The organism is Bacteroides sp. AM44-19, assembly GCF_003603395.1.
GTDB lineage: Bacteria > Bacteroidota > Bacteroidia > Bacteroidales > Bacteroidaceae > Bacteroides > Bacteroides uniformis.
The window spans coordinates 150174-169651 of record NZ_QTNB01000004.1 but is presented as its reverse complement, the minus strand read 5'-3'; the positions used below and the strand labels follow the sequence as shown (position 1 = coordinate 169651).

Annotated in this window: 12 protein-coding genes; 5 read left to right on the top strand and 7 right to left on the bottom strand. The window is 47.2% G+C overall.

Translation table 11 applies throughout. The annotated features are described in order from the left end of the window. Positions 1-24 precede the first annotated feature (24 nt). Both DW947_RS08765 and DW947_RS08760 read right to left on the bottom strand, forming a co-directional pair. Positions 25-2016: a RagB/SusD family nutrient uptake outer membrane protein gene (locus tag DW947_RS08765; protein ID WP_119958484.1), complete on the bottom strand. Its 1992-nt coding sequence runs from the start codon at positions 2014-2016 to the stop codon at positions 25-27. A 15-nt stretch (positions 2017-2031) separates the two neighbouring features. Continuing rightward, positions 2032-5259 carry a SusC/RagA family TonB-linked outer membrane protein gene (locus tag DW947_RS08760; protein ID WP_022401884.1) on the bottom strand — a complete coding sequence of 1076 codons (3228 nt, stop codon included), beginning with the start codon at positions 5257-5259 and terminating at the stop codon, positions 2032-2034. A gap of 288 nt (positions 5260-5547) precedes the next feature. Here DW947_RS08760 and DW947_RS08755 point away from each other — a divergent pair, with 288 nt between their 5' ends. Continuing rightward, entirely contained in the window at positions 5548-8424 is a 2877-nt protein-coding gene (locus tag DW947_RS08755; protein WP_057097405.1) for a hypothetical protein, read from the top strand. Here DW947_RS08755 and DW947_RS08750 read toward each other — a convergent pair. The 4 genes from DW947_RS08750 to dapB form a co-directional block, all read right to left on the bottom strand. Beyond that, positions 8414-9052 carry a WbqC family protein gene (locus DW947_RS08750; RefSeq protein ID WP_022401881.1) on the bottom strand — a complete coding sequence of 213 codons (639 nt, stop codon included), beginning with the start codon at positions 9050-9052 and terminating at the stop codon, positions 8414-8416. The genes DW947_RS08755 and DW947_RS08750 overlap by 11 nt on opposite strands. Positions 9053-9128: 76 nt before the next feature. After that, on the bottom strand, positions 9129-10061 hold the full coding sequence (lepB, locus tag DW947_RS08745) for a signal peptidase I (RefSeq protein ID WP_057097407.1): 933 nt from the start codon (positions 10059-10061) through the stop codon (positions 9129-9131). A 115-nt stretch (positions 10062-10176) separates the two neighbouring features. Next, the gene (lepB, locus tag DW947_RS08740; protein ID WP_119958483.1) at positions 10177-11670 is read right to left on the bottom strand and encodes a signal peptidase I; all 1494 of its coding nucleotides are present in this window, start codon (positions 11668-11670) and stop codon (positions 10177-10179) included. A gap of 6 nt (positions 11671-11676) precedes the next feature. Beyond that, a complete protein-coding gene (dapB, locus tag DW947_RS08735; RefSeq protein ID WP_119958482.1) occupies positions 11677-12441 on the bottom strand; it encodes a 4-hydroxy-tetrahydrodipicolinate reductase in 765 nt (254 codons plus the stop codon). Positions 12442-12537: 96 nt separating this feature from the next. Between dapB and DW947_RS08730 the strand changes: the two genes are divergently transcribed. The 4 genes from DW947_RS08730 to DW947_RS08715 all read left to right on the top strand — a co-directional run bounded on the left by DW947_RS08730 (position 12538) and on the right by DW947_RS08715 (position 18299). Beyond that, entirely contained in the window at positions 12538-13812 is a 1275-nt protein-coding gene (locus DW947_RS08730) for a DUF2851 family protein (protein WP_016272108.1), read from the top strand. Positions 13813-13889: 77 nt separating this feature from the next. Then, complete coding sequence (locus tag DW947_RS08725) at positions 13890-14402, top strand: hypothetical protein (RefSeq protein WP_005826053.1); 513 nt, start codon at positions 13890-13892, stop codon at positions 14400-14402. Between the two features lie 114 nt (positions 14403-14516). Next, positions 14517-15206 carry a DUF6250 domain-containing protein gene (locus tag DW947_RS08720; RefSeq protein WP_005826049.1) on the top strand — a complete coding sequence of 230 codons (690 nt, stop codon included), beginning with the start codon at positions 14517-14519 and terminating at the stop codon, positions 15204-15206. Positions 15207-15212: 6 nt separating this feature from the next. Next, the gene (locus tag DW947_RS08715; RefSeq protein ID WP_035457499.1) at positions 15213-18299 is read left to right on the top strand and encodes a chondroitinase family polysaccharide lyase; all 3087 of its coding nucleotides are present in this window, start codon (positions 15213-15215) and stop codon (positions 18297-18299) included. A 208-nt stretch (positions 18300-18507) separates the two neighbouring features. Here the strand turns inward: DW947_RS08715 and DW947_RS08710 are convergent, their stop codons facing one another. Beyond that, positions 18508-19476: a tRNA-dihydrouridine synthase family protein gene (locus DW947_RS08710; protein WP_016272106.1), complete on the bottom strand. Its 969-nt coding sequence runs from the start codon at positions 19474-19476 to the stop codon at positions 18508-18510. Positions 19477-19478: the final 2 nt, after the last annotated feature.

Here is a 19478-nt window from a genome sequence, read left to right as displayed (position 1 = left end):
CCTTTTTATTCCGGATGCATGTGATTATCTGTCAGCGGATTCGTTAGCTTTGATTGGCCATCCCGAATTCTGGTAAATGGGGGAGGTGCTGGTGGTTTCACCGTCTGAAGCTGTAATCAGGAAATGACTTTCGGCTATCGGGCTGAGGTAGTGTGCCTGGCAGAAGTTCAATCCATTGTAGTACAGTCCGGTAGACGCTACTTGGTAGGGGCGTACATATTCGCTTAATTCCGGTGATGAGATGGTGTTTTCTTTATCGCTTTTACCGTAAATTAGTTTGTCGGTCAGTCCTGCTGTTTCATAGTCTTTAATCATGGGACCCCACAGCTTGATTCCTTCTATCTGGAAACCATTCAGCTGGTCCATGGCACGCCAACGGATCAAATCGTTGTAACGGTAGCCTTCTCCTATAAATTCATTGCGGCGTTCGCGGCGGATATTGAACAGTGTTTTGTCTATTAATTGTCCGGTGGAATAGGCTCCCCAATCATATAGTTTTTCTTGCCCCATGTCGGTAGCGGCAATGGTCTTGTTGTAATCGGGTTCAATACCGGCACGAGTACGCAAGGCACGCCAGTATTTGTCGGCTTTGTCATCCAGTTTATGGTTCTTTTCGTAGTAGGCTTCAATGTAAGTAATGTAGGCTTCTGCTGCCCGGAACATGATGGCGGCAGTCTGGTCTTTGTTCAGATCCTGGTCCTTCAAGTCGTGGGAGTAACCTTTACCCAGCAGGTATCCTGTGGCAGTAGAGTACTTCACGTCATCGGAATAGACCATCGGGGTAGTGGAGAAGTATTCGGGACTAGTAGTGTTGATGAATGTTTTTACTTCACCCGGAGCCTTCATGAAGAGGCGCCAACGGTCATCGCGGTCTATCTTGGTATCACCGATGTAGTCGTCGCCTTTGTAACCGCTACCTTCTGCATAGACGGGCAGACCGTTCTTCATGAGAAAGGAATGTTCCATCTGGTGTGTATAGCCACGGGCATACCCGTAGTAAATGTGATGGTTGTAGTCGGTACCTATGCTCAAGTCACGGTTGTAGGGACGGTACATCAGGACCTCGGGATATCCGTTCGGGTTCTGGGTAGCGAACATGTCATAGTAGTCGTTGGCGGCATCGGCAGCAGATTGCTGTATACTACCGTTGTTGGCGGTCAGTGCCACGGCATCTGCTACGGTCTGGGAGGCGTTGATAGCCTGGTCGAGGAAGAAGTTCACTTCCGCTTCGGGGCTTCCACTGGGGAATTGATATCCTTTATTATAATCTTTTTCAGCTCCTGGCCATCCCTTACCGTTTGGAACTAGTGCAGTCCCGGCATGGTATTTTTCCCAGGTTGCTTCGAACAAGGCTACACGGGCTTTTAGCACAAGTGCGGCATTTTTTGTAATGCGCGCTTTGCCTCCGTCAGGATTGTTGGTCAAATATTCGATTGCCTTGTCCAGGTCTTGCAGAATGAAGCGAGCTACTTCATTGCGTGGCTGTCGCTTGGAAGCTTCGACAAGTGCTTCTTTGTTATCGGGCAATACTTCTTTGATGATGGGGAAATCGCCCAATTTGCGTAAACGGTAGAAATATTGGTAGGCCCGTAGGAAATAGCCTTCACCAATGTAGTGCTTGATGTTGGTTGAGTTTCCTTTGATACTTCCGGTTTCCAGATTCTTCTCGGTAGATTGGATGAAATAATTCAACGTATAAATGTTGTTGAAGTTCCATTCGCCGCCACTTGCCGGAGTTTTCCATTCGCCAATTAGGTAACGGTTGCTGGAGTTGCGGGTGGTGGCGTTGTCCGTAGCCATTTCGTCATCTCCATATAAGCTGTTCAGTGAAGGGAAGTTATCCGTGTAATAACGGATAGTATAGGCAGCTAATTGACTCTCTTCCACCAGATAGTTTTCGGGAGCAACGTCAGAGGGAGGGGTGATATCCAAGAAATCATCACAACCGGTTCCGGTCATGAGCATGCATCCCAAAACGATTCCTTTTACGATATGTTTATACTTTAATGTTTTCATATTCTTGTTTTTGTTTTAGAAGTTAACACTTAATCCGAATGATATTGTCTTTGCCAGTGGATATACCGTACCGTTTGCTTGTTCGGTGCTTTGGTATCCGGCACCACATGTTTCCGGGTCCATGGTATCGCTGAGGCTGGTAATGGTCAATAGGTTTTCGCCGGAAACAAAGATGCGCAGATTCTGTAGCATAAGTTTGTTTATCCATACTTTGGGGAAAGTATAGCCAACCTGTATGTTTTTCAGACGCATGTAGGCTGCATTCTGCAGATAGCGGGTCTGGCTTTTGTTGTTTTTTGTATTAAAAATCGGTCGTGGGTAATAGGAATTCAGATTCTCTCCCAGTGGATTTTCGGATGTACGGAAGTAGTCGAGATGCTCTTTGAACGAGGTAGACCACCATTCACCGTCCGTTACACCCCAGAAAGTCATGTTTTTATCGCCCGGCCACCAGTCGCGCTTCAGTACGCCTTGCCAGAACATTTGTAAGTCCCATCCTTTGTAGGCAGCATCCAGGTTGATGCCCGTCATGAAACGGGGGGTACTGTTACCGATTTTTTTCATGTCACCCATATCATTGATGGTATAACTTCCGTTATTGATTTTACCATCCCCGTTGAGGTCGGCGTACATGATGTCTCCGGCCGCCCATTGGCTGCCTAACGCACTTTGTCCACCGTTGGGTAGTGAAGCGAGATGCTGCTGCATTTCTTCATCGGTCTTGGCAATGCCGATGGTTGTGTAACCGTAAATATTACCGATGAGTTCGCCTTCCACATATTTGGAAAGGGAACCGGTAGGGTTACCATAGCGTAGAATCTTGCTTTGCGAGTCGGAAAGACTTAGTTTGGCTCCATATTTGAAGTCACCGATTTGGTCACGCCACCCGATTTGAAGTTCCCAGCCATAGGTCTTCATATCGGTATTATTGGTAGGGGGAACATTGGTACCAAGTGCGGCGGGTAATTCAATGCCGGGTCCCATCATGTCTTCTGTTTTGCGTATGAAATAGTCGAAAGAACCGGTCAGACGATTGTTGAGAGCAGCTACATCCAGACCGATATTGGTACTTTTGATCTTTTCCCAAGTCAGTGAAGAAGAAACCAGTTTCGGAGCTTCGGCAGTATTGGGCTTGGCATTGTTGATGAGCCAGTTACCATTGGATGCTTTTACATCCATTGTCTGATAAGTGGGATACCAGTTATAGATGTTGGCATTGGCCAGTGTGCCGTAAGATACTCTTAACTTTAAGGTAGAAATTTTTTCTGCCAGAGATTCGAAGAATGCTTCGCGGGCAATATTCCAGCCGAGTGAGAAGGAAGGAGTTAGAATCCAGCGGTTACCACGGCGGAAGCGGGAGGAACCGTCGTAGCGGAGGTTACCTTCTACCAAATAACGCCCGGCATAATCATAGTTGATGCGGCCAAAAAAACCTGCACTGGCCCACTCTTGCACAACACCTGAAATGCCGTAAGATTGTGAACTGGTAGTCAAGTTGAGAACTGGAAGGTCGGTAGAAATCATGTCAGCGCGTTGTGCGCTTACATCACGATATTTTTGCCGTTCAATCTGCATACCGGCTGTGGCTGCAATGGTGTGCTGCCCCAGGGTGATGTCGTAGTTGGTATAAACATTGGGATTCAGGAAGAGCGATTTGTAGGCGTATTCGTACACCTTGTCTTCACTTGGCCCGGTCATGGTAGCTACATATGTTTTCTCTGGATCGTTGGCCATGTGTGAGTATACACGCTTGTGTTCATAATGTGTCCAATTATTGTCGGTCTTGATGTTGAGTTCACCGATGATATTCCAGTTTTTCAGTGGGGTAATGGTAATACGTACTTGTTGGGAAAGCCCATCGTTGATTTCGTTCTGACGACCGCCGTTTTGCAAGGCCTCGATGTAGTTGATGTCGGACATGTAGTAGCCGTTGGGGTCTTTCAGGGGACGTACCGGACGGCAGCGACGGAGTACATTGTTATAGAAATCATTCCATAGTATACTTGGGCGGTCATAATCGGTGCGTGAATAACGGGTGGAATAGTCTACCTTTACATAATCTGTAATTTGGGCAGAAATTTTTCCTGTCAAGTTATAGCGCTTGTTGTGGTCTGTGCCGTAGCGCATGAAGCCGCTTTGTCCCAAATAATTGGCTGACATGTAGTAAGTAAACTTTTCTGTACCTCCACTGATACTGGCATTATGTTCTTGTGCAGTAGACCAGTTACGGTAGTATTCTTGTAGCCAGTCTACATTGCCCCAGGTATAGTCATAATTCCATTTACCGTTGCCTTGTGCTTCGGCGACGTCATTAGGGGCAAGTTTACCGTCAACATAGTCTTTCACTTTCTGCTTGTACTCTTCTGTATAGTAGTGTGTGCTGTTTTTGTTGAACATGGCTTCATCGTAATAGTTAACGTATTCCCATGCATTCATCATTTTGGGCATCTTGATGGGGGTGTTGAAACGGAAACTGTTGTTGTAGTTAATTACCGGGCGACCGGATTTACCGGATTTGGTGGTTACCAATACGACTCCGAAAGGCGCGCGTGAACCGTAGATGGACGAGGCTGCTGCGTCTTTCAATACGGAGATACTCTCAATATCTTGTGGATTAATGGTATTGAGGTCTCCTTCCATACCATCAATCAAGATGAGCGGTGAACCGCTGGCATAGTCATTATTATTAGCGTCTTTGCCTACGGTACCATTGCCACGAATGTTGATGGATTTGCTGGCATTCAGTTCACCACCATGCCCACTGTTTGAGATATTCAAGCCAGGGATAACACCTTGCAGTGCTTGTACGGCACTGCTCACGGGGCGGGCTTCGAGATCTTTGGCTGAAGCAGTAGCCACAGAACCGGTGAGGTTTACTTTCTTTTGTGTACCGAATCCTACAACAACCACCTCATCCAGTGTTTGTGTGTCCTCTTTCAGTCTGATGGTTCCTTTTACATGGTTGACTGGAATTTCTTGAGTAACATACCCGATGTAAGAAATTACAATAGTTGAATTGAGGGAAGCCTGGAGACTGAAATTACCGTCAATGTCGGTAATGATTCCATTATTTGTCCCTTTTTCAAGGATTGAAACCCCGATAAGGGGCTCACTGGTAGTTTCATCTACCACTTGTCCTTTAATAGTAATACTACTTTGGGCAAAAGTTCCCAAACTGGTAAGAAGCATACAACAGAAGAAAAGTAGCTGTACCAGCTTTCGGAAAAAGATCTTTTTTCTCATAATACGTAGATTTAATTAATTGTAAGTTATGTATTTTGTCAGGGGCAAAAGTAGTCTTCTCTTATATTCACTAAGGCAAAAGGGCTACATCAAAACTTTCTCAATCATGTGTTATGACTACATCAAAGCTTTCTCTTCCATGATATAAAATTTTTATAATCAGTTGAATAAAATGTAAAAATGGTACATCTTGCGATTTTGCTATATGCTCTTATTTTTATATATATAAATGTCTTTACTGCAAAAAGGTATTATCTTTGTGTTTGTAAAGAACAAATATTAACCGCTATGAATCGAGTGTTTATTCTGACTTGTATTTTTCTGCTGTTGTTTTCGATTTCCTTGAGGGCCGATTGGCAACGGCCTATCATGAATTATACGAGGCATACTTATAAAGCTGGTAATCAGAATTGGAATATTCGGCAACATGACAATGGTTGGATATATATAGCCAATAATAAAGGCTTGTTGGAGTTTGATGGTGTAGCCTGGAACACGTATCCCATTAGGAACGCTAAAACACGTGCTCTGGAAATTGGAAGTGATAATCGGATTTATATCGGTGGAATGGGGCAGTTTGGCTATTTTTGTCCAAGTCCTTTAGGTGGTTTGGATTACACATGCTTGTCAGACAGTTTGCCGTCGACGGTATCTGTAGGGATAATCTGGAATATTCTGTCGGATAAAAATCGAATTTGTTTTCAGTCAGATCGTCGTTTCTTTTGTTTGGAAAATGGCAAGATTAGCCAGATAGATGTTTTTTCGGATATTTATTCTTCATTGGTAGTCAGGAATAAATTCTATATGACTTCTTCCAAAGGATTGATGATATTGAACGGTACGGAGTTTATACCGGTAGATAACACTTCTGACATAGGAAGTACGGTGAAAACAGGTGGTTTACTGTCCTATCAGGATAAATTGATTGTTGTAAGTAGGGATAAAGGATTGTTTGTTTATGATGGTTCCGTTTTGCGGAAGTATGCAACGGCGGCTGATGACTTTTGTAGTCGGAACCAGCTTTTTTGTGCTGCTTTGAAAGACTCCTTGTTGGCATTAGGGAGTGTTCAGAATGGAATTTGTTTGCTGAATTTGAAGACAGATGAAGCGGAAGTCATATCTACAGGTAATGGATTGCAAAACAAGACTGTACTAAGTATGATGTTTGATGAGGCCGGACATCTATGGCTGGGTTTGGACAATGGGATTGACTGTATTCATCTGAATGCACGTGTTGCTTCATTGTATGGGGGCAGGTCTGTTATAGGTTCAGGTTATGCGTCGTGTCATTATCAGGGACGTTTTTATTTGGGAACCAATCAGGGACTGTATTGTACAACTTTTCCCAGGCGGTTGAATAAGGAATATCCGGTGGACTTTGTACCCGGTACAGGTGGGCAGATATGGTCACTTCGTGAATATGACGACAAGATGTTTTGCTGTTCGGACAACGGTATATTCATTGCAGATGATAAACGGATAGAACATCTTGACGGTCTTAAGGGAGTATGGGATATTGTAAAGCTGGCCGGGCATGAAGATGTATTGTTGGCAGGTACATATAGTGGGCTGTATCTTCTTGTGAAAAAAGGTACACATTGGAGGGTAGAATGCAGGATTCAAGGATTTCCCCGTTCATGCAAAGATATGTTGCCGGAAAAGTTAACGGCGAATACTTTGTGGATAGCCAATAAGGAAAACGGAGTATCCAGGGTCACTTTATCCGAGGATTTGAGGCAGGTAAGGAAGTTTAAAGATTATAACAACAAAACTTTCCCGCTTGGTTATGATGCTTGTTTGTCGGAGGTGGATGGTGATGTCGTTGTAACTTCTCATCACGGTTTGTGGAGTTATGACCAGACACGTGATTGTTTGGAGAGATTTACACGTCTGGAGAATCTGCTGGATGGAAAAGTTTACACTTATCTGAAGGCAGACTCTTTGAAGAATATATGGTACGTAGCGGATGGCCGGTTGAAGGTTTTACGTTATGATGCCGCTGAAAAGAAATATTATCGGGTAGAACATGAAACGTTCCTGCGTGAATCACTAATTGAGAATTTCGAAGATGTCTATTTTTGTAATCAGGGACAGATTGTGGTCGGTACCGAAGAAGGTTTTTCACTCATTAGGCTGGATAGTCAGTCACCGTATCGTTCTCCGTTTACTTTGCAAATCAGGAAAGTATATATGACGGGACAGCGTGATTCGCTTGTTTATGGCCGGAGTTATTCATATGATGATAGTCCGGTGATAATTCCCTATACCCATAATTCTCTCCGTATAGAGTATAGTGCCAATAACTATAGTAAAATGCAGACAGCCCTTTATTCTTATAGGTTAAGTAATGGCAGTGAGGAAGGTGAGTGGAGTGAGTATAGCGAGAATAACAAGAAAGAGTTTACTGGTTTGCATGAAGGCAAGTATATATTCAGTGTAAAGTTGTTTACGGATAAGGACACGGTTCCTATAGTGACATCTTTTGCTTTTGAGGTATTACCTCCATGGTATCGCACTTGGTGGAGCTACCTGGCGTATAGTATGGCTATCGTTCTATTACTGTATTATATGTATTATCGCATTGCCGCTAGTCGTAAGCACTTGTTGATGCAGAAAGAACTGGAACTTTACAGACAGAAACAGCAGTTCAAGGAGGAGAGTGATTTGAAGGACAGAAAGATTGATTTATTGAAGGAGGAGAATCTGCGTTCCGAATTGCATCATAAATCGGAAGAGTTGATTCGTACGACATTGAACATAGTACGTAAAAATGAGATGCTATTGGGAATTAAGAAGGAAGTTTTGGGCATTTCCCATTCCATCAATGAAGCGAATTTGGTTTCTCTTCGTCGTAAAACACTCCGCCTGTTAGGACAGATTGAAACGAATATAGAGCATGATGATGATTTGCAGGCATTCCAAAGTACATTTGACTCGGTACATCACGACTTCTTCCGGAAGCTGGAAGAGGCATATCCTGGATTGAATAACAAAGATAAGCTGTTGTGTGCATATATAAAGATGAATCTGCTTTCTAAAGAGATAGCTCCATTGATGAATATCTCTTTGCGTGGGGTTGAAATCAGCCGGTATCGTCTGCGGAAGAAGCTGGGTCTTGGAGAGGGGGAGAACTTGCCGGAATTTCTGCAGAAATTCAGCAAGTAATAGACTTTTGTAACACCAACAGACTTTCCGGCCCCATATTGAACAGCAGGTCTATGATGCTTAGGTTGGGCAGAAAACCAAGTCTCTCCTGAAATACCTGATAATAGGGCTGTGGTGAGAACGCTGTGTCTTCCAGCGTGAAGTCCTTTTTCGGATGGATGCTTTCGCGGAAGTCTGTTTCATCCAGAGTGAATTCGGTCCGGTATTCAGAGGTACGTTCCATATCGGGCTGTATATCTATCAAGGAACAGATGAGACGGCAAAGTTCTTCATTGAAGTCGGCCAGGAATTCATACTTCTTTTCGTAGAAAGGACGGAAATCGTCTTTATAATACTCAAAGAAAGGAGTATGGTTATAGGCCGACTCTATGGCATTCCAATGCAGGTGCCGCCAGTTACCGTGGTCGGAAATACGTATATCCCGCATGGGGCATTTCAGGGTATTCGGTTTGACGGTGGGGATAGAAAGAGCCAATTCACCGTCCGGTGCGGCAATGGTACAGCGGTTGCGGTAGGTCTGCTTCATATAGTGGTCGTGCTGTTCGATAAACACTTTGTCGTATGCCAGCAATTTGGTGTAATACTCTACGGGGGCTAGGTAGGCAGAAGAAAGAAATACGGTTTTCATCGGTGTATTTATGATTAGACGATTTACGATTGAAATTACTGTTCGTTGTTTGTACGTTTATTTTTTCGCTTGTTTGTCATTCCACCTTTTTCCACATTCTGTCCCAACGGTAGCCGTTGAAGAATCCTGTTCCCTTTTCTTTGGAGAACCAGATGATAGATGCCTTGCCTATGATGTGGTCTTCGGGGACGAAACCGAAAAGGCGGGAGTCCGAAAGATTGATGGCATTGTTGGCACCTACCCAGTAGTAGTCTTTGGTAAAATAGCAGTGTTGCACGGGCTTGCCTTCCACATAAAGGGTGTCGTTCTTGATTTCGGCCTGTTTCTTTTCGTGAAGTACCAGGGTATTTCGCAACAAAGTCTTGTTCCACGGATATACGCGTATGGCTTTGCCTTTGCTGGGGATTATCAGAGGTTTCAGCATCTCCATGGAGTCTTCCTTGACAATCGGTTCTATCCAGCAATTCCCATTCATGGCTTGTTCCAACAAGTAGTGTTCATAACGGCTGAAACTGCGTATATTCTTTATTGAGTCCTGCCCCAATAGTTTGTTGGGAGCGATGGAAAGGATGGAAAGCAATGAATCCAACTGTCGTTCCCGTTGCCTGGGGTAAGAATAAAGGAACTTCTGGTCGGGTGCATTCTTTTCGGAAGGAATCACTGAAAAAAGCGAATCTATCAGCAAGGTATCTCCGGGAGTACCGATGCAACGGCTGATAAAGACTTCCCGTCGGTCAATCACGGGTTCTGAAAGATTGGCAGGATTGTTGAATACAAGAATATCCTCTTTCTGCACCGGACTGTCCGCCCAGCGATGATATCCCCATAACTTCATAAAAGGAAGCCGTAGACCGTAGCTCCACTTGTTTACAAGAATACATTCACCCCGGTACAGTGAGTTCTCCATACCGGAAGAAGGGATAAGATAGGAAGTTGTCACACAACCCCGGAGCAGTACTACGACGAGCACTACTCCAACCATTGCAATTGCCATCTTCCATCCTTTCATCCTGTCGTTCGAAATTAAAGAATTAAAGAGTGAAAGAAGGAAAGGCTTGAGGTCGTTTCCCCACCTCCCTCTTTAATTCTTTAACTCTTAATTCTTAATTCTTTAACTCTTTAATTCATTTAATGCCGTCCACCCACTTGAATATCCGGTTCCAGCGTATCTTGCCGTCAAACCAGTTGCGGTCTTTGTCCAGTGACAGCCATACTACAATCGGTTTTCCTACGACATGGTCTTCCGGCACAAAGCCCCAGTAACGGGAGTCGGCGGACTTGTCGCGGTTGTCGCCCATCATCCAGTAGTAGTCCATATTGAAGGTATAGGAGTCGGTCTTTTCACCATTGATGTAGATGCCGTCTTCCTTGACTTCCAGTTTGTTGCCTTCATAGGCAACGATGCAGCGTTCGTAGATGGGCAGGTTATCCTCGGTTAGCTTGATGGTGGCACCTTTGGCGGGAATCCAGATTGGACCGTAGTTATTGCGGTCCCATTTGGTGTAAAGGTTCAGCGGATACATCTGTCCCGAGAACTCTCCCGGTTCGATGATAATATTACTGATGAGTTTCTTGTTGCCCGAAAGGGTCTCGTACATCTTTTTGGTAAGCGGAAGATGATAGACCGGTGCCAGTCTTCCTTGGGCATCCCGGCGGTCCAATCCCATTTCAATCAGATTCTCTTCCCAGCCCAGACCGTCGGTCATCAGTGTCTGGTCCTCTTTGCTGATGCCCAGTTCACGGAACATATCATCGGTGATATAAGGTCCCGTTGTCTGTACAAAGTAGTTGAATTGCATTTCTGTAGGGTTCTCAATGGCTTTGCCGTCGATGTATACTTGTCCTTTCTTGATTTGCAACGTATCGCCGGGCAGGCCTACGCAACGTTTTACATAGTTTTCACGACGGTCAACGGGGCGTATGACAATGTCACCGTACATTCTCGGATTGGAACGGATGAGGTTACGTCCGGCATTGTAGTACAAATCATAGACGGTACGTTGCTGCTTGCGTGTCAGGCTGTCCATATTCACCTTGTTGGGATACACGCGTTTTCCTTCTTCGTAAGCAAGGGTATAGAAGTCTGTCTGCTGGAAGTTGGTGGCTACCGTGTCGCCTGCCGGGAAGTTGAACACCACAATATCGTTCAGTTTCACTTTGCCGAAGCCCGGCACACGTTTGTATTCCCATTGAGGCCATTCGATGTACGACTTGGTGTTGAATACCGGTAGTGTATGTTGTGCCAGCGGCATGGAAAGCGGCGTATTCGGTACGCGCGGGCCATAGCTCATCTTGCTGACGTAAAGGAAATCGCCTACCAACAAGGATTTCTCCAGTGAGGAAGACGGTATCTGGTAATTCTGGAACACGTAGATATTTACGAAGTAGACGGCTACCAGCGCAAACACGATGGCATCCACCCAACTCATGATGCTGCGTACGGCAGGATTCTCCGATTTCTTCCAGAACCCCCAGGGTATCTTCTTACTGATGTAGATGTCAAAAATGAAGGGTAGTACAATCAGTCCCAGCCAGCTTTTTACCCAAATCAGAAAGGCAAGGTAGAGCAGGGTGACTATACTGAATTTAATCCATTGGGTGCGTGTTGCTTTTCTCATGATGTTTTAGTCTTTTAAAAATGGAAACAAGTCACTCATTCCCAAAGCACCTTCGTGCTTGGCGGTATATTCGGCAGCAAGGACAGCTCCCAAGGCAAATCCCCTGCGATTCTTGGCATCGTGGGTGATAGTGATGCTGTCGGCTTCGGAGTCGTAGCGGATGCTGTGGATGCCCGGTACTTCTCCTTCGCGGATAGAACTTATGGACAGCTCATTGGCTGCACATTCCGTAGAGCCCGAAACGGTTCCGTCGGGAGCCTGGAAAGTTCCTTCTATCCATTTGTCCTTACGGTCGAGATTCTCCAGAATACCTTCGGCAAGCGTGATGGCCGTTCCGCTCGGAGCGTCCATCTTGTGGATGTGGTGCGTTTCGCTCATTGTCACATCATAGGCAGGGAATTGGTTCATTATCTTTGCGAGGTACTTGTTGACGGCAGAGAATATGCTTACTCCCAGACTGAAGTTGGACGACCAGAACAGTGTCTTGCCGCCTTCGGTACAAAGTCTCTTCACTTCGTCTCCATGTTCCGCCATCCATCCCGTACTGCCGGATACCAATTTGACTCCGGCCTGGAATGCCTTCATATAGTTATTGTATGCAACTATGGGGTTGGTGAACTCTATGGCAACGTCGGCGCTCTTGAAGGCTGCCGATTCAAAGTCTTCCTGATTGTCGACATCGATGATGCTTACAATTTCGTGTCCGCGGCCAAGGGCTATTTTCTCGATTTCCTTGCCCATTTTTCCGTAGCCGATTAATGCGATTTTCATTGTTTCTATCTGTTTTTATTTAGTTTATCAACAAACTATAGGTCGCAAAGATAATCTTTTTCTTACATTTGTGCTCAACATTAACGTCTTGTTAACATGGAACAACTACTGCATTATGTTTGGAAGCACAAAATATTTCCTTTGTCAGCACTCCAAACAACCTCCGGCCGGCCGGTAGAAGTGATAGATCCCGGTTTGCCGAACATGAATGCAGGCCCCGATTTTTTTAATGCCAAACTGAAAATAGACGGTACGCTCTGGGTGGGCAACGTCGAAGTGCATACGCAGGCATCAGACTGGCTGCTCCATAGGCACGACCGTGACAAGGCGTATGATACCGTCATCCTGCACGTGGTGGGCGAATCGAATTGTGATGTGTACCGCACGAACGGTGAGCTGGTTCCCCAGATGGTGCTCACTTGCCCCGACACTGTCCGCTTGCGCTATGAAGAGCTTCGGCAGACAGAGATTTATCCTCCCTGCTATTCCATCCTTGCCTCCCTCCCAAAGCTGACCGTCCACTCCTGGCTGTCCGCTTTGCAGGTAGAGCGTTTTGAGCAGAAAGCATGCGTTATATCCCAGCGGCTCGAACGCTGCAATCATCATTGGGAGGATGTTTTCTTCATTACTCTTGCTCGTAACTTCGGCTTCGGGCTGAATGGGGATGCTTTCGAGGCATGGGCAAACCGCCTTCCATTCCGCGCCGTAGACAAGCATCGGGACAGTCTGTTTCAAGTGGAGGCTTTCTTCCTGGGGCAGGCAGGCCTGCTGGAGGAGGTCTCGGCAGAGGCAGATGATTATTATTTGATACTTCAGAAAGAGTTCCGCTACCTGCAACACAAGTTCGAGCTGCCAGCTCCCATGTCTGTTGAGCAGTGGCGGTTTCTGCGTCTTCGTCCCGATAACTTTCCACATGTACGCCTCGCCCAGCTTGCCTGTCTGTATCACAAGGAGCAGTCGCTCTTCTCGCGTGTTATGGAGGCTGAAACGCTGGAGGCGGTGAAGAAGATACTGGCTGCCAAGACTTCCGCGTATTGGGAGGAGCACTTCAATTTCAGAAAGGTTTCACCCCGAAGGGAAAAGCGGGTAGGGGACGGTGCCTTGAATCTGATTGCCATCAATACGGTCATCCCGTTTCTTTATGCTTATGGCCTGCACAAGGCCGATGACGTTTTGTGTGACCGTGCCACCCGTTTCCTTGAATCCTTGAAGGCCGAAAACAATCACGTAACCCGACTTTGGGATGGTGCCGGTTTGCCGGTATCTACCGCTGCCGATTCGCAGGCTCTGCTTCAACTTCAAAAGGAATATTGTGACAAGAAAGACTGCTTGCGTTGCCGGTTTGGTTACGAGTATCTGAAACATAGATGATAATAATTATCGCCCCATAGCCTTAGCATTTTATTACTTTTATATTATCTTTGCGCATTGAAAAATAATCCGAGTATATGAAGGCTATCCGCTTTGTTTTTTGTCTGTTTGCGGCACTCATGCTGACGACTCTCAATGGTCTGGCTGCCGAAGAGGAGGATTTCAAGACATTTCTCCAGAAATTCACGTCCAGTGCTTCATTCCAGTATTCCCGAATCAAGTTTCCTTTGAAGTCTCCCATCGCCCTCTTGAAGGATGACGGTGAGACGGAACAGACTTTTCCCTTCACCCGCGAGAAGTGGGCATTGCTAGACGAAGAAACGCTGAAGGAAGGACGTACTACCGAAGAGGAGGGAGGTACCTATATTTCTCACTTCACTGTCAATGAGCCTGCCCATAAAGAGTTCGAAGCAGGCTATGATGAATCAGAACCTTCCCTTCGTGTGGTCTTTGAACTGACGGATGGCAAGTGGTATGTCACCGACTGCTATAACGACTGGTACAACTTCGATCTCCCTATCAATGAACTGGAAGAAACTATTCAGGCGGTACAAGAGGAAAACAAGGCTTTCGAAGAACTTCATCCTTGATGAAGTGGGGGCAGAAATCCGCCTCAATCATTATTTTATCCTTCTTCTGTACGATTTATGCCCCTCTTTTTCCAAAAAGAGGGGTTTCTTTGTACCGTACTAATACATTGAAATATGCGGTTACAACTTCTTTTGATGCAACTTCTCTTATGTGTCCTCCCCGGTATGGAGATGGGCGCTTCCTGCCGGCTTACCGCCTGGGTCGTGGAGGATTCTTCCGGAAAAGTGGAAATTACATGTATCGGCGATACGATGGATATTGTATCTCCGGACGGGCTGTCCCTTTGGTATAAGGAACGGTTGACGGGAAACTATGAGATTACCTACCGGGTACAAGTGGTGGTTGAGAATGGTAGCTACGACCGTCTCAGCGACTTGAATTGTTTTTGGGGGGCCGATGACCCCCGGCATCCGGATGACTTCTTTGCCCGCAGTGCATGGCGCAACGGCGAGTTCAAGAATTACAATACGCTGGACCTTTACTATGTGGGCTACGGCGGTAATGATAATGGAACTACGCGTTTCCGTGAATACCATGGAGAGTATTATGGAGTGGACGATGCAAAGATTAAACCCATCTTGAAAGAGTATACCGATGCCGCCCACCTTTTGAAGCCCAACCATTGGTATGAAGTTAAAATCCGTGTGGAGAATGGAGCCACCACTTATGCCATGGATGGTGAAGAGCTTTTCAGCTTACCGGTTGCCGATGGCAAAGGAGACGGCTATTTCGCCTTACGGTTGTGGCAGAACCACGTACGTTTTGCAGATTTCCAAGTAGCAAATATCGATAACCTTAAATAAACAGACATGATGCAATTCAGTAAATGGAAAATAGGAGCGGTAGCGCTCGTTTGCATGTTGCTGCCGGGCAGTGTACATGCACAAATCGTGAAGAATGAGCGCTTGCTTTCTTTTGAGGAGAAGCAGGTTCCGGCGTTTGTCACTACGGCAGCTGGTTCGCAGTTGGGCATTAGCGACGAACATTATAGGGATGGCGACCACAGTTTGAGCTGGACTTTCGAGCCGGGTGCCGCACTGTCTATCAAAAAAGACTTGAAGTTTGAGAAGAAAGACCCGACGGGGAAAGACACCTATCTTTCGGCTTTCATCGTATGGGTGTACAATGAGCAGGCCCAGGACAAGCAGATTCGGTTCGAGTTCCTGAAGGATGGCAAGGTATGCACCTCTTTTCCTTTTGGCATCAACTTCACCGGTTGGCGCGGAGCATGGGTATGTTATGAACGCGATATGCAAGGCACCCCGGAAGAAGGGATGGACGAAATCCGCATTGTAGCCCCCGACGTGAAAGGGAAACTCTTTTTCGACCATCTGATTACTGCCAGCAAGGTAGATGCCCGCCAGCAGACTGCCGACTTGCAGGTACCGTTTGTAAATAAGGGAACCACCAACCACTGGCTGGTTATCTACGAACACTCCTTGTGGAAACCGGACATCCCTCTGACAGACGTGACCGAGGCGCAGAAGCAGGATATACGGATTATGGAGAAGCGTTTCCGCGGCATGCTCTACACACCTTCCGCGCTTTCGGACAAGGAGATGCAGTCCATCCGTGAGAAGTATGATTTTTATCGGATTACCTACAAGAACGGCAAGGTAGCAGGACGTCCTATCTATTTCGTACGTCACTCCGAGGCATACGAACGTATGGTACCCGATTGGGACAAAGATATGTTCTCCAGACTGGGGATAGAGATAAGCGACTATTTCAACCTGATGAAACGCGTCGCCATCGCCTACAACAATGCGGAGGATGCGGCGCTGAAACACGAGTTGAAGCAGAAATTCATCGCCATGTACGATAACGCCACCGACCAGGGTATTGCCTATGGCAGTTGCTGGGGGAATATCCACCATTACGGATATAGTATGCGCGGTCTGTTTGTGGCTTATTTCTTGATGAAGGACGTGTTGCGTGAGGCAGGTAAGCTGGAAGAGGCGGTACGTACGCTCAACTGGTATGCCATCACCAATGAGGTATATCCCGAACCTGCCGTCAACGGTATTGATATAGATACGTTCAACACCAAGTTGCAAGGCCGCATAGCCAGCATTCTGATTATGGAGGATACCCCGGAGAAACTGCAATACCTGCGTTCCTTCTCCCGTTGGCTGGACAAAGGCTGCCTTCCTGCGCCGGGACTGGCCGGTTCTTTCAAGCCGGACGGTGCTTGCTTCCATCATTGCAACAATTATCCTGCCTATGCAGTGGGCGGTCTGGACGGTGCCACTAATATGATTTACTTGCTGAGTGGTACCGAGTTCCGTCTGTCCGAGCAGGCACACGAGACGGTGAAGAAAGTGCTTCTCACCATGCGTTTCTATTGCAATCTGAAGCAATGGTCGCTTTCCATGTCCGGACGCCATCCCAACGGGGGAGGAAGCCTGATACCTATCCAATATGCCACGATGGCCATTGCCGGTACGCCGGATGGCAAGCTGAAATATGACCCCGAAATGGCGGCTGCCTATCTGCGCCTGGTTGCCTATACAGAAGCTCCGGACAAGAATGCGCCCGACTATCTGCCGAAGGCTTCCACCCGCCACGAATTGGAGATGAAGAAGTTGCTCGAAGCCCAGGGCTTCCGTCCGGAACCCGACCCGCAAGGCAATCTGGCTTTGGGTTACGGCTGCGTGTCCGTACAGCGTCGTGACAACTGGGCTGCCGTAGTACGCGGACATTCCCGTTATCTTTGGGCTGCCGAGCACTATCTCCCCGCCAACTTCTATGGCCGTTATCTGGCACATGGCAGCATGCAGATTCTTACCGGAAAACCCGATGAAATGGTTACTTTTGCCACCAGTGGCTGGCAGGAAGCCGGTTTCGACTGGAATCGTATTCCGGGTGTCACGAGCATTCATTTGCCTTTCGACCGGCTGCGTGCCCGGGTATTGAATGTCGATACCTTCTCCGGCATGGAGGAGATGCTCTATTCCGACGAGGCTTTTGCCGGCGGTTTGTCCCAAGCACATCTGAACGGTAACTTCGGTATGGTGCTGCATGAACATGATAAGTATAACGGTTCTCACCGTGCCCGCAAGTCGTTCCACTTCTTCGACGGCACCATTGTATGCCTCGGTACGGACATCGAAAACCTGAATACCGAATATCCCACGGAAACCACCGTGTTCCAGCTTGCCGCCATTACTCCCGAAACCCGCCGGTACTGGGAGTCCTATCAGAGTGATGGACAGACTTATATAGACCCCAATGGCGTAGGTTATTACATTTCCAAAGCTTCCCGTCCTGCTGCCCGATATGAGAAGAACTTCCCGCAAGTGACCGTAGGCGAACGTAGCACCAAACCTACTTCCGGCGACTGGGTGTCCTTGACATTGCAGCATGGCAAAGCTCCGAAAGGCGCTTCCTACGAATATGCAGTGCTGCCCCATACGGATGCCGTCGCTTTGAAGGCATTCGCCAAGAAACCCACTTACAAGATTCTCCAGCAAGACCGTAACGCCCACATTGTGCGCTCTCCGGCAGACGGTCTTACTTCTTACGTCTTGTTTGAGACTCCGCAGGCTCTGCCCGACGACGGATTGTTGCAGAAAGCCGATACATCGTGCCTTGTCATGATACGCGAATATAAGGACAAGCTTCTGCTGACTGTTTCCCAACCCGACCTGGCCTTGTATCGTGGTCCGAGTGATGAGGCTTTCGATAAAGACGGAAAACGTATTGAGCGCAGTATCTATTCACGCCCGTGGACTGACAATGAGAGTCAGGAGATTCCCGTAACCGTTACTTTGAAGGGACAGTGGAAGGTTGCCGAGACGCCCTATTGCAAGGTGTTGTCGGCAGACAAGAATCAGACTGTGCTGCGCTTTACTTGCCGGGATGCTGCAAGCTTAGAGATAGAGCTAAAGAGGTAGGGAGAGTATAGGTTAGACATTGATACTGAATACCCACAACACCCGGATGTTTTACCCCATAACATCCGGGTGTTGTGCTATAAAACATGGGGATGTTTTGGGGTAATACATCCCCATGTTTTGGGTGAATACATCCGGGTGTTGTGGGTATTCGGTATAGGAGTCTTAACCTTTCTCTCCTATAGAGAAAGATACTGGAAACGGTTGTTTAATATGTTCCGAGCAGATTGCTTACTGCTGACTGATAGTTTGCCAGTTTGCTGGTCTTATGAATGGTCTTTCTCGCTTTGCGGTCTCCGTCCGGCAATAGGTACTCCCAGAAACTTTTCATTTTCATTAATAGCTGTGCCTCACCGCCTTGCAGTAGCTCTTGATAGGCGTTGAAGACCTCGGTGTGTAGTTGTCCCACTTTTTTCGCCATTTCATCGGAAGAAATCGGGGTTCCTTGCTTGTATTCCAGCGCCAGGGCAGGATTGGCGAGTAGCCCGCGGCCGATGACGATACCTGCCAATCGGGGGAATCGTGTGGTGATAGAACGGATATCGTTCGCGGTATGCAGGTCTCCGTTGTAGAACAGAGGGTGGGTGCACTCTTTGTAGAAAGCTTCAAATCCCTCCAGGTCTACCTCTCCTTTGTATTGTTGCTTGCCCAGACGCGGGTGCAGGATGATGTGTGCGAGGGGGAGTTCGTTGAACAGCGGTAGCAGGGCAAGACACTCCTCCGCCTGCTCCCAACCCAGACGCAGCTTCACGGAGAAACGGATGTCGGGATGCCGGTCGATGGCTTCGGAGAGCAGCGCCTTCACTTCTTCGGGATAGGGCAGCATGCCGGAGCCATTGTGGCGCCGGGCCAGCATCGGAAAAGGACAACCCAAATTGATGTCCGTTTCCCGGTATCCTTTTTCGATGAAAAGGGACATTATGTGCTCCAGCTTGTCCGTATCCGGAGCAATGAGCTGGGGGATGAGGTGCAGGTCCGGGTTGTGGTCCGGCTCAATGTCACGGGCATCTTTCCGCCGGATTTCTCCGTGCTCCATGCGTACGAAAGGAGAGTAATAGGTCTCTATGCCGCCGAAAATGCGTGCATGCGCCCGCCGGTAGACGGCATCGGTATAGCCTTGCAGCGGGGCGAAGTGGATGGGTAATATGTTCTCGTTCATGGCTGCAAAGATACACATTT

What these genes read in the sequence shown, in the direction of transcription:
- DW947_RS08750 (WP_022401881.1), bottom strand. Translation starts at nt 9,052, where the DNA reads ATGAAAACCGTATTTCTTTCTTCTGCCTACCTAGCCCCCGTAGAGTAT.
- lepB (WP_057097407.1), bottom strand. Translation starts at nt 10,061, where the DNA reads ATGAAAGGATGGAAGATGGCAATTGCAATGGTTGGAGTAGTGCTCGTC.
- DW947_RS08720 (WP_005826049.1), top strand. Translation starts at nt 14,517, where the DNA reads ATGCGGTTACAACTTCTTTTGATGCAACTTCTCTTATGTGTCCTCCCC.
- dapB (WP_119958482.1), bottom strand. Translation starts at nt 12,441, where the DNA reads ATGAAAATCGCATTAATCGGCTACGGAAAAATGGGCAAGGAAATCGAG.
- DW947_RS08725 (WP_005826053.1), top strand. Translation starts at nt 13,890, where the DNA reads ATGAAGGCTATCCGCTTTGTTTTTTGTCTGTTTGCGGCACTCATGCTG.
- DW947_RS08760 (WP_022401884.1), bottom strand. Translation starts at nt 5,259, where the DNA reads ATGAGAAAAAAGATCTTTTTCCGAAAGCTGGTACAGCTACTTTTCTTC.
- DW947_RS08730 (WP_016272108.1), top strand. Translation starts at nt 12,538, where the DNA reads ATGGAACAACTACTGCATTATGTTTGGAAGCACAAAATATTTCCTTTG.
- DW947_RS08710 (WP_016272106.1), bottom strand. Translation starts at nt 19,476, where the DNA reads ATGTGTATCTTTGCAGCCATGAACGAGAACATATTACCCATCCACTTC.
- DW947_RS08755 (WP_057097405.1), top strand. Translation starts at nt 5,548, where the DNA reads ATGAATCGAGTGTTTATTCTGACTTGTATTTTTCTGCTGTTGTTTTCG.
- DW947_RS08765 (WP_119958484.1), bottom strand. Translation starts at nt 2,016, where the DNA reads ATGAAAACATTAAAGTATAAACATATCGTAAAAGGAATCGTTTTGGGA.
- lepB (WP_119958483.1), bottom strand. Translation starts at nt 11,670, where the DNA reads ATGAGAAAAGCAACACGCACCCAATGGATTAAATTCAGTATAGTCACC.
- DW947_RS08715 (WP_035457499.1), top strand. Translation starts at nt 15,213, where the DNA reads ATGATGCAATTCAGTAAATGGAAAATAGGAGCGGTAGCGCTCGTTTGC.